This is a genomic window from Alkalilimnicola ehrlichii, from assembly GCF_003399765.1.
In the GTDB taxonomy this organism is placed as follows: Bacteria; Pseudomonadota; Gammaproteobacteria; order Nitrococcales; family AK92; genus AK92.
This window is the reverse complement of sequence record NZ_NFZV01000015.1, coordinates 76,674-87,598: the sequence shown is the minus strand read 5'-3', so window position 1 is coordinate 87,598 and position 10,925 is coordinate 76,674. Positions and strand designations below refer to the sequence as shown.

At 63.5% G+C, this 10,925-nt stretch carries 10 protein-coding genes; 3 read left to right on the top strand and 7 right to left on the bottom strand.

Annotation, left to right across the window (positions count from 1 at the left end; genetic code table 11):
* Window positions 1–346 precede the first annotated feature (346 nt).
* From CAI21_RS14445 to bfr (CAI21_RS14435), 3 genes are all read left to right on the top strand, one after another.
* Window positions 347–3,355: a hypothetical protein gene (locus CAI21_RS14445; protein WP_116302929.1), complete on the top strand. Its 3,009-nt coding sequence runs from the start codon at window positions 347–349 to the stop codon at window positions 3,353–3,355.
* Between the two features lie 403 nt (window positions 3,356–3,758).
* Window positions 3,759–4,244, top strand: coding sequence for a bacterioferritin (bfr, locus tag CAI21_RS14440; RefSeq protein WP_116302928.1), 486 nt, complete (start codon window positions 3,759–3,761; stop codon window positions 4,242–4,244).
* Window positions 4,241–4,720, top strand: a complete 480-nt coding sequence (gene bfr, locus CAI21_RS14435) for a bacterioferritin (RefSeq protein ID WP_116302927.1) — start codon at window positions 4,241–4,243, stop codon at window positions 4,718–4,720. Before bfr (CAI21_RS14440) ends, bfr (CAI21_RS14435) begins: the two co-directional genes overlap by 4 nt.
* Before the next feature lie 30 nt (window positions 4,721–4,750).
* On the opposite strand, the gene CAI21_RS14430 is transcribed toward bfr (CAI21_RS14435), so the two are convergent.
* From CAI21_RS14430 to CAI21_RS14400, 7 genes are all read right to left on the bottom strand, one after another.
* Window positions 4,751–5,080 (bottom strand): DUF3325 family protein, encoded by a 330-nt coding sequence (locus CAI21_RS14430; RefSeq protein WP_220348330.1) that lies wholly within the window; start codon window positions 5,078–5,080, stop codon window positions 4,751–4,753.
* Entirely contained in the window at window positions 5,073–6,599 is a 1,527-nt protein-coding gene (locus tag CAI21_RS14425; protein WP_116302952.1) for a PepSY-associated TM helix domain-containing protein, read from the bottom strand. Before CAI21_RS14425 ends, CAI21_RS14430 begins: the two co-directional genes overlap by 8 nt.
* A gap of 25 nt (window positions 6,600–6,624) precedes the next feature.
* Window positions 6,625–6,924, bottom strand: coding sequence for a hypothetical protein (locus CAI21_RS14420; RefSeq protein WP_116302926.1), 300 nt, complete (start codon window positions 6,922–6,924; stop codon window positions 6,625–6,627).
* A gap of 1 nt (window position 6,925) precedes the next feature.
* Complete coding sequence (locus tag CAI21_RS14415; protein WP_147305125.1) at window positions 6,926–8,062, bottom strand: TonB-dependent receptor domain-containing protein; 1,137 nt, start codon at window positions 8,060–8,062, stop codon at window positions 6,926–6,928.
* A gap of 20 nt (window positions 8,063–8,082) precedes the next feature.
* Window positions 8,083–9,147: a TonB-dependent receptor gene (locus CAI21_RS14410; protein WP_116302924.1), complete on the bottom strand. Its 1,065-nt coding sequence runs from the start codon at window positions 9,145–9,147 to the stop codon at window positions 8,083–8,085.
* 86 nt (window positions 9,148–9,233) lie between these two features.
* Entirely contained in the window at window positions 9,234–10,202 is a 969-nt protein-coding gene (locus CAI21_RS14405; RefSeq protein ID WP_116302923.1) for a FecR family protein, read from the bottom strand.
* On the bottom strand, window positions 10,202–10,699 hold the full coding sequence (locus CAI21_RS14400; RefSeq protein ID WP_220348327.1) for a sigma-70 family RNA polymerase sigma factor: 498 nt from the start codon (window positions 10,697–10,699) through the stop codon (window positions 10,202–10,204). The genes CAI21_RS14405 and CAI21_RS14400 overlap by 1 nt, the downstream gene beginning before the upstream one ends.
* Window positions 10,700–10,925: the final 226 nt, after the last annotated feature.

Sequence of the window (10,925 nt, the reverse complement as noted above, 5' to 3'; positions counted from 1 at the left end):
GTGATCTTCGGTACGGCGAAAGCATAAGGGGATCGAATCCGGGGCACCAGGGTGCGCGAAGCGGCTTGGATCTCAGTGGTGCGATAGCGACGGGCGCGTGCGATGGCCGGGCCGGCTCGGTACCTCGAAAGGAATACTCCAGCCACTCATGTGTGGCTAAGCATTATCGCAATAACGCGGCTGCAGTGGGTATATGGCTTTGCGATCACTTGATCGACATCGGCGCCCTGTCTTTGCGCTAGCAAAGCAAACCCCCATACATCAAGCGGCAACGGAATACGATGGGGTCGAACCCGCTTTGTAAGCGGCTTCGGTGATGACGGCTTCCATATAGGAGGCGCCGCTCTTGGGAAAGATCATCCAGTATCAAACTTCGGTGCTGAATACGGCGCTTGCTCTACGTGAGAGATTGCGCAGGATACCGCTTTGTGTCCCGGACGAGTTCATTACGCCGCTCGGCCCCTCTGTCGTGTCCGGAATCAGCTTCGGCTATGCCTTTGCACGCTTGGTCGATGAGACGCAGACAGTCTTTGTCCGCGACTCTTTTCCTCCGCCGGGGCCTGTTCAGCCGCGCATCGAATACATTACCGGCGCGAAGCGCGTGCAATTGGTGCAGCCGGCGACGGTATCCGTGGCGACACTCGATGATCTGGCGCAGGGCGGCACGGATGGACCGAGCAACCCTCAGGCTCTCGACGTGCATATTGTCTTTTCCTTGCAAGTTCGTAACGTCGATAATGAGGTTTACTTCACCATAAGCTTTACCGGGATCGAGGGTGGCCCGACCGGTCTCGATCTGGCCGCGATAGAAGGCCGCCTGCGTGCACGCCTGTCCCCAAGTAATTTGCAAATCAATGTCGGTGCTCTCACCGAACTTGGCGACACACCTACAATCGCGAACTGCGGTCTGTCTGCTACATTGCGGGAGCACCAGACGATGGAAATCGCCGATCCCGGCAACGCGCTGCGTGTTCTAGATGCCGAATCCGTGCTCGTATTGCGCCTGGAGATCGGCAACTATCCGGTAAGCTCCGATGCATGGGAGACGTTCTACACCGATACCGAGTCAGTCATCGATCTTGGTCCGTCCGGGATCGAGACGCGCCGGTGGGCCATTATTGCCGACCCCTACTTCGTGACGGAAGCGGCCAAGAGAACGGTTGGAGCGCGCATGCGGCGCCGTCGCAACGTAAGGGTCCTCGATGAGATAGGCGCGGCGTGGAAAGCGTCCGGCCCCGAGCAAGGGCAGGTCATGCTGAGCTTTCGGGCCGACGCGATCGACGCCTGCAACCTGGGAGCATTGGGCTCTTTTGATATCGGTTTGGACGTGCAGGTGCGCGTCGAGTTGACGGCGATACCTTCGACTAATCGTGATCCTTACGACCCAGGGGCGTTGCAGCAGTTTATCAAGGTAAACACCTGGAAGAACGATCTCGACACCGCAGCTTGCACCTTGCTCATAACGACCTTCTGGCCGTATGTCGGCGCGCACTTGATTGACCAGGAAAGGAGCTCGTGGGGCGGCTACGTCGGCGGTTTTCTCTTGCCCATCTTGATCCCGATCGTTGCTCTGATTGAAATGAATCGCGGCGGTCGAATAGATCCGCCGCTGGATACGTGCATGCGTCCTCATAGCGACCGCGACGAATTCTTATGCACACGGGCATTTACGTCCACTGCGCTACCCGGAGGCGGTTTTCCGGAGCTCAGCCGCTTAGTCGCACGCCCCGATGCGATCATCCTGTCGGGTACCACCTTCTGGCAACGGCGGCTCGCTCGCGACTACGACCTTCGCTCGTTGGACGTCGAGCCGTTTCGGTTGGAAACGCCACACCTGCCCTGCGGCGCAGCCAGTAGCGCGGGGCTTGCCCTTGCAGGCGAACACTCTGAGGCATTCGCGCGCCTGAAGGCGACGATTACACTCTTCTTTGAGCCGCACTCGTCCACCGGTGAGCGCTTCAATTTCATCAGCACCAGCCGCACGGCGTTGATTACACCGACGATGTGCATGCCGCGCGTGCGACCGGAGGACGATCCGCTCAACGTTTTCGCACCCTACATTCAGTTGGAACCGCCGAGTCCGTTCGTTGCCACTGTCACGGTCGAGGTGCCCCTCGATAGGATCCCCCAAGAGTACTTCGACAATCCCTACCCGTGCCGCGTGCTGATTCAAACCTCGCGCGGCACGCGCCTGATCACCTTACCCGCGATCGCGCGGCCTGCCTCTGATACGGTTAGGTCTGCCGCGCTAGGTGCTTGGGCCGAAGCCGTCAATCGCTGTTACGCCAAACAAGCGCAGTTTTCGCCAAAGTGGATTATCGATCCGGCGGATCGCATCCGTGAGCGTCATTTGTGGGAGTTCGTCGTAACCGGCCTTGCGCCGCGGGAACCGATAGCGGTGGAAACGTTAGCCGGGCGAACCTTGATAAGGAGTTTCGCCCGTAGCTCGGGTTTGGCACGCGGGCACATACTACTGGGTCGGGAAGAATACGAAGGGCAGTTGCGCTGGCGCAACGAGCGTCCCGCAGAGGGCGAAGATACGGTTTCCACTACTGACGCCGTTGCGGCGCTGGAGGAGCGGCGACGCTTGGCCATCGACGTTCGGCAAACGCAATGGCTGGAACTGGCGCGCCTCGACGCACCCGATTATCTCGCTCACGCAGCGTTTCGCGTTGGTACCGAGCCACGCTTGGCGGTACTGACGACAGCGGGTGTAGCCATTTTCGCCCCCTCGGCGTCGTCCAACCCTCTGCAGATTGCACGCGCGTCCTTATTCGGTGGACGGGGGCTTCTTGCCCGAGAGGGCGAAATTCGCGTGTGGGGAGACGACGGGATCCACGACTTGTCCGTCAACACCGAGACGGGGGACTTGATCGTACGAGACCACCTGCCGGGCGCGACGGACGCGCTGGTTGAGATCGGAGAACAGGTTTTCGCGTTGCGTGAGGGACGAGTAGAGCAGCTCGGTTACGGCTTCGTTGAATCCGAGGAGACGCTACCGCCAGAGTTCCTTGCCGCGAACAATGAGCGCTTGTTTGTGGGCGGAAGTAACGAGATGCGGGTATACGCTGTCGACGGCGCCGATGTCTCACCCATCGGCGCTTACCGAATGCCTGGCCTGCGCGGCTTCGAGGGGTTCGCGTTAGACGGTGCCGGGGCTCCCCTGCTCATTCGTCGCGATCAAGGGTATGCGTTGGTTGAGCTTGGCGAACTTGAGGAGCCGACCCTTGTGACCGAGTATACCGATCGGCCGTACTCTGCCGACGCCGCGGCGCTCGGAGATCTGTTGATCGTCCCGGAACCCGATAATGAATCGCTAGTGGTGCTAAGGCGAGGGAGCACGGCGTGGCAGTGACAGTGCCTGGGCACAGGAACTGGTGGGGATCGCGCCCGGCTTCAGCGAGATGCCGATGATGACCCGCACGCGGCCGGACGTGCTAGCGGGCATTCCGCCGGGCCGATTCGACACCGTGAGGAGATCACCCACTTGCTGCGCCATGTGCTAGGGAACGACTACTACCACGGGCGGATACTTGCAGTGGATGGCGGATTGAAGTCGCCATTTCGCGATCAGCAGGTCGCGCCAACACACGGCCTTCGAATGTTTCCGGAGGAACAATTGGCATCTACATGCGACCGTTTTTTGTTCTCATTACCATTAACCCTTTGTTTTTACAACGTTTAGACTTGCTCTCAACCCTCCAAAGTCTTATCTTTCAGGTCTAGCGGACGAGTTATTCCTAAGCAGGAGCGTACCGATGCGGGGCGACACTACCATCATTGCCGAACTCAATGGTCTCTTGGCTTATGAGATGACGGCGGCGGACCAGTACTTCGTCCACGCTCACGTCTACGAGGACATGGGCCTATACCGGCTCTATGAGCGGATCAAGCACGAGCAGGAGGAGGAGCTGGAACACGCCCAGAAGCTGATCCGCCGCATCCTGTTTCTGCAAGGCAAACCCGATCTCGGCGCCCGCCAGACGCCCACCATTGCCGGCGACGTGCCGGGCATGCTCCAAGCCGACCTAGACATGGAGCTGAAGGTGGTCTCCGAGCTGCGCCGCGTCATCGCCTTGGTCGAGCAGAAGGGGGACTACGTCACTCGCGACCTGCTCCTCGGTCTGCTCTACGACACTGAGGAGGATCATACTCACTGGCTTGAGCAGCAGCTTCGCCTGATCGACGCTATAGGCATTCAGAACTACCTGCAAAGCCAAGCGGATGGGAGAGTTTCCAAATGAAGGGCCATCAGACCATCATCAAGCACCTGAACGGAGTGCTCAAGGTTCAGCTGACCAACATCAACCAGTATTTCCTGCATGCCCGCATGCTCAAGAACTGGGGTTACCGCGAGCTGAACGAGCGCGATTACAAGGCGTCCATCAAGGCCATGAAGCACGCCGACAAACTCATCCAGCGCGTACTCTTCCTGGAGGGCCTGCCCAACCTCCAGGATTTGAACAAGCTACTGCTCGGCGAGGAGGTGCCCGAGATCATCGACTGCGACCTGCGCGCCGAGCACGGCTACCGCGATGTGCTGGTGGACGGGATCAAACTGTGCGAGGCGGAAGGAGACTACGTCAGCCGCGCCATGCTGGTGGAGTTCCTGGACGATGCGGAAGAGTTCATCGACTTCCTCGAGACCAACCAGGACTTGATCCAACAGCTAGGACTGCAAAACTACCTGCAATCCGCCATGGGCGAGATCGACGATTGACCCTCCGCCAAGGCTACCACGATTGACTGATCAGCCACGGTGCGCGGAGTCCACCAATCGTACTAACTGTGCCAGCGTCCGCGGTTGCCATGCCAGCGTCACGGCAACCGCCGCAGCGGCGGCACTCAGTACCATCACCCAGAGCACGCTGCCAAACACCGGGCCATCGCGGAGCAGTGCGACGACTAGACTGGCTGCCAACAACAGCACCGCGATCCGTCGTGGACGGCGGGGGCACCCAGGCGGTGCCCCGGGCTCGCCCGCGACTCGCCGCCAGTGGGGAGGTTGGGAAAGCGCCAGCATCGCCATCCCCAGGTAGGCGCAGACAACGATCACCGCCAGAAGCATACCGTCAACCATTCCCATCCACTCCTAGGGTGTGCGGCGTCCCACGGCGACCTAGCCGGATAGCGACAGCCAGCGCAGCGGCGCCAGTCATGAGCAGCACGGCATCCACCCCCGCCACTGCCCACAGCTGCGCCTGCAGTGCAGCCAGCGGGTGATGCCCGGTAGTCAGCCCGTTGAGCAGCACAGCAGTAAAGGCTAGCCCACCGATCGCCCAGGTTTGATCGCGCCAGGCGCGGGTACCGCGCAAGCTAGCGTGGGCGAAAGCGACGAGCCAGACGGCCCAGAACACCCACACTTCAAGTTCCGAGCGGCCGGTGCTGCCCATGCTCGCATCAGCCGGCAACAGGCGGTTGGCCACCAGCAGAGCCAACGTGGCAGCGATGATGCCGGTCACGGAGGCTACGGTCAGTGCCTCCACCAAGCGCCGGCCTCCCATAGCGGTGCCCGCATGCCGGCGCCGTCGCGCCTCCAGCCAGAACACAAAGCCGGTGGCGATCATCGCGCAGCCGGCTAGACCGGCGAGGAAATAGAGCCAGCGCAGCGCCCAGTGGTCGAAAGCAATGAAGTGCAGGCCGGAGAGAAAGCGCTGCGTGCTCATCACCGGTGCGGTGTCGAATTGATGCAGGATCCGGCCGCTCCCCGCGTCGAAGAAGATCTGCCCCCGGGTGAGCGATGCCTGATCGGCGTACGTACGCCGCACCTCCACGTAGGCATTGGCATCGCCCGGATGCCAGACCCGAACGAAGCGCGGCGGACTGCCCGACCAGCGGGCCGACGCCTCCACTACCATGGCATCCAGCGAGACGAGTTCGCCCGACTCGTTCAGGAGCGGACGACGGAAACCGCCGAAGGCATCGGCGAAGAAACTCCCCCGCGGGTTGTCAGCGCTGCGGTAGGCCAGATCCGCTGCACTTGGAAAGTACACCTCCATGAAGAGGATCACCCCTGTGAGGGTGATCAGAAAGTGGAACGGCAGGGCCACCATCCCCGTAAGATTGTGCAAGTCGAGGGTGGCGCGCGGCAGGCGCTTGTCGGGGCGAAAGGTGAAGAACTCTTTGAAACGCCGTCGATGGACCACCACCCCCGAGACGAGCAGCACGAGCATACCCATGGAGGCGGCACCGACCAGCCAATAGCCAAGCCGGCGCCACTCGATATGCAAGCCATAGTGAAACGGCACGATAAAGCCGGTAGCACCCGCACTGCCCGGCTCGGGTAGAAGCGCACCGGTGTGCGGGTCGATCGCGTGGACGACGAAGCCGCCATCGGGAGCGCGGTAGAAAAACTGCGCCATCGGCTCCCGCGCGGTCGGCAGCATCAGCCCCCATTGCGACGCCCCCACCGCTTCCGTGGCCGCCAGCGGCACCACGAGACGATCGAGCGAGATTACCGCGGGCGGCGGCGGCAGCCGCGTGGCCGGCTGCATCCAGCGATCCAACTCCTCGTGGAACACGCTGAGCGTACCCATCCAGAACACGGCAAACAGCACCGCGCCCAGAACTAAACCGGCCCAGGTATGCAGCCAAGTCATCGCGCGTCCGAAACTCTCGCCCACTTCAGCCTCCGCTCCACGCCAGCGCCTGCACCACCACCTGCCCGAGTACGGCGCCACCGCCAAGCAGCCACCACAGCCGCCCGAGGCTACGCTCGGCAAAGCCCCAGAGCAGCAACACGAGATAGAGGATGAAACCGAGCATCGCGCTCAGCGCCACCGCCTCGCTCGGTGCCAGCACGCCGGTAAGCAGCAACCCGCCCAGAGCAACCGCCGCCGCGCTCAACAAGTACCCCCCGACCACCACGAGCAACAGCCGCTGAGTCACCGCGAGCGGATGCCGGCCCGCACTTACGCCTTTCATGCTAGAACTCCATCCGGGCGTTGAGGGCGAACGAGCGGCCGGGCTCGGCGAGCGGCCGGATGTCTTCGAAGTCCTGGCCGTAGGTGGCGCGCTGGGCGTAAGTCTCGTCGAAGAGATTGCTCACCTCCAGGCGCAGGCTCAACCCATCCACCCCGCGCGGCCGGTATTCGGCGTAGACGTTGACCACCTCGTAGGCCTCCAGCGGCCGCGCCGGCGTCCACGGTATCTTTATTTTGAGCGCCGCCTCCAGGGTACCGCCGAGCATGACGTCTATCGGCGCCAGCCAGTACGCCAGCTCTAGATTGAAGATCCGGCCCAGCGGGGCGCCGTGCGCACGGATCGTGTAGGAGCTAGTCGAGTCGCCGTCAACGCTGATCTCGCTGTCGGTATAGCTGAGCCGAGCGAAGCCCTGCGCCCAGCGGTAACCGGCGCCTAACGAGTAGCCTTCACTGCGGAAGTCGATGGTTTCCGAAGGACCGCCGCGCCAGGACGCCTCGCGCGCGTTGTCGAAGTCGGTGCGGAATACCCGGCCGTCAAGGCTGAACGGGCCGGTCTCGTAGACAAAACCGACCGTCTGGCTACGGGCGCGGACGGGGTCGATGGGGTCGTACTCCCAGGCCGGGTTCAGGATGAAATTCTCCGCCAGGGTGATACCGCCCCAGACGTTCGAAGCCGCCGCTGTCAACGTGAGGGCATCGGTGATGTCGTAGGCGATGCTGACGTTGCCGCTCAGCCCGCTATCATCGAACTCGGTGCCGTCCAAGCCCTCGAACTCCTGGCGGTCCGCCCGCAGGCCCGCCGAGAGGCGCAGCGGATCAAGCGGCTGCAGCCGCGCCTGCGCAAATGCGCCGACGTTGGTAATCTGCTCGCGCACCTCCGAGGTGTCCGGCTCGGCATAACTGGCGCGGTCGCGGTAGACGTCGGTGCCGACGGCGATCACGCTGCGCGGCGATAGATGCAGGTTGTTGGCGAACTTCAGCGACAGGCTGCTGGTTTCGCCGTCGCTGCCGAAAGGCTCGGGCACCGCCAGCTCGGTCACCCCGTAACCGAGCACGATCTCGGGATCCCACAGACCGCTCGCACCGGGAGTGGTATAACTCAGCACATAGTTGCGCCGGGTCATCTCGTAGCGGCGCATTTCCGGGTCCGGCCGGCCGATCACGCGCCGATGTTGGCACGGAACGGCCGCTTCGCATGGTCGCGGAGCTGTTCGGCCGAAAACTCGACGCGGTGGCCGTCCTGCTCGTAGGCGAGCTTCCCAAGCAGGCTCAGCAGATCGGTACGGGTGCCGGGAACGGTATCGCCGGCACCGTCCTTGTAGTCGTCGCCCTGCGCGCGCTGGACATAGCCCAGGGCCTCAAAGCTGCCCGCGCGGCCGTAGGTAGCGGCGCCGGTCCGCCAGGTCTCGCCATTGCTGGCGAAGCCGCCGGTCACGAAACCGCCAAGGCTGCGCCCAGGTGCGAGCAAGTCATCGACGTCCACCGTCTCATAGACGATAGCGCCGCCAAGGGCGCCAGGGCCGGCGTCGGCCGGCGCAACGCCCGCATCGACACGGGCGAGCTTGAGCAGTGCCGGATCGATGATATTAGTCCCGGCGTGGTGAAAGACGCGATTGTTCTGGCGCGCACCGTCGATGCTGACCGCAAGGTTGTTCTCGTCGATGCCGTTAACGAACACCTTCTGCGACAGCGACGGACCGCCACTGACGGCTACGCTGCTCTCGGCGGCGAACAATTCCTTGACGCTGGCGGGATTGCGCCGCTCTATATCGCCGCGGGAGAGCCCGACGCCGTGCATCCCCTCCGCGCCATCGCCGCGGCCGGCGCCAGCGGCTACACGCAAGGGGGAAAGTACCGCGCCTTGCGGCGCAGCGGCGGTCTGCTCGACGATGACCGTGCGGGGGCCTGCGAAGCGGTAGTGCAGCCCAGTCCCGGCGAGGAGCTGGTCAAGTGCGTCGGCGACCGCGAATTCGCCTTGCATGCCGGCGACGCGCTGGCCGGCCACCGCCGCGGGATCAACCGACAGCGTCAACCCGCCTTGGCGCGCCAGCGTGTTAAGCGCCTGCGCCAGCGGGCCGGCCGGGATGTCGAAGTGCTGTGTCGCCCGCACGCTTTGCTCGCCAGCGGCTGCCTCCACCGTAGGCGGTGCGGCCGCCAGCAGAGCAAGACCCAAGGAAAGGGAAAACGCCGGTAGCGCGCGCCGGGAACAAAGATGGTGAGACATATTGTTAGGGCTCTTTCCGTTCGAGATGAGGTTGTTCTACCTTCCTTGCCGAACGAACCGGCCCGACCCCGTAAAAGAAATTTAGGCTATTTGTGCCGGACGCTTACCCACCACGGCGTGCGGCGCTCAACACGGACCGGCAGCGTACCCTCAAGCACCACCAAGGCGCCGTCGGCATCGTCCAGACGGAATACACCGCTCACGCGCAGCGCGGCGGCCTCGGCGTCGTAGTGCAACCAGCCGCGGCGGTGCCGCGCAAGCGCCTCCAACACCTCGCCGAGCGGGGCATCGTCCGCCTCGATGATGCCTTCGCGCCAAGCGCCGGGACGCAGCCCGTTGTTAGCCACCGCTACCGCGACGCCGTCGGCAAGGCGCCAACGCTCGCCGACACGGGCGGTAGCGAGGCTCTCACCGGTAGCCGTTGCAAGCAGCACGTCGCCCTCGGTCACGGCGATCTCAGTACCGGCGGCGCGTTTGGTCACCGTGAACCGGGTGCCTAGCGGGGTCGCCACACCGTCCGCCGTCCAGACGCGCGGTTTATCGGCCGCCTGCGCCAAGCCCGAGTCGACGAACAGCTCGCCGCGGCGAAGCCGCAGAGTCGGCGCCTCGCCAAGCTCGACGGTGAGTACGGTGCCACCGTCGAGGTAGACCCGGGCACCGCCCGGCAAGTCGAGGGTACGCCGCTCGCCGGCGGCGGTAACGTATTCCTGCTGCAGCTGGGGCATGGGCAGCAGGAACAGCGTAAAAAACAGGAGCACGAACGAGCACAAGCCACCGGCCAGCACGCCGCGCCGGCGCCGCCGCGTGGACCCGCGCAGTGTTCGATGAGCCGACTCGCCGAGCGGGCGTATGCCGGCGAACTCCTGCTCCACCGCCTGAATCCGCTGCCAAGCACAACGGTGTACGGCCGCGAGCGCCAGCCACTCGGCGAATGCGGCACGATCGGCGGCCGAGGCCGTCCCCGAATTGAGCGTCACCGCCCACGCGATAGCACGCTCGAGCACCGGCTCGGGAATATCGGCCTGAGTATTCGGTGCGCCCGCCGTGCTCGCCATCAGCCGAGCATCACTCGGTAGCAGTGCCGTAGCGCGAGTGCCATATCCTTTTCCACCGTGCTCAAGGAGACCTGCAACTGGCGGGCAATAGCCGGATGACTCAACCCTTCCAGGCGAGATAAGAGAAACACCTCGCGCACGCGTGGCTTGAGCCCGTCCAGCAACGCGTCGACCCGCGCCAACGCATCGATGATCAGCACGCTATCCTCGGCCGACGGCGCCTGCGCCTCGGGCAGGGCCGCCAGCGTCTCCAACCAGGCACGCTCTACCGCCTGCCGGCGCCGATGATCGATCGCCAAGCCGTTGGCGATACGGGCCAGGTACGCCCGCGGTTCATCCATAGCCGGCAGCGCCGGTCGACCCAGCAGTCGAACGAAGACGTCCTGCACGAGGTCCGCGGCCGTCTCCGCGCATGGTAGGCGGCGCTGCAGCAGACGGTGCAACCAAGTGTGATGATCGCGATAGAGCGTCGCAACGAAAGGCTCGACGAGGGGCATGGCGGCCGGCAACCTCATTACAAGATGAACGCCGAAACATTAATACAAATAGGAACGCTTCTCAACTCACCATTAAAGATCCGGCTCACCAACATCAACCGGCACTTCCCGTAGGCAGTTCCAGCCGCTAATGCCGATGCAGCCCCCAAGCCATACCCTCCGATCGCAGTCGCCGAGACGAGGCTTCCCCCCATCTGGTATTGAGGGACGCCACGCCTCCTTGAGG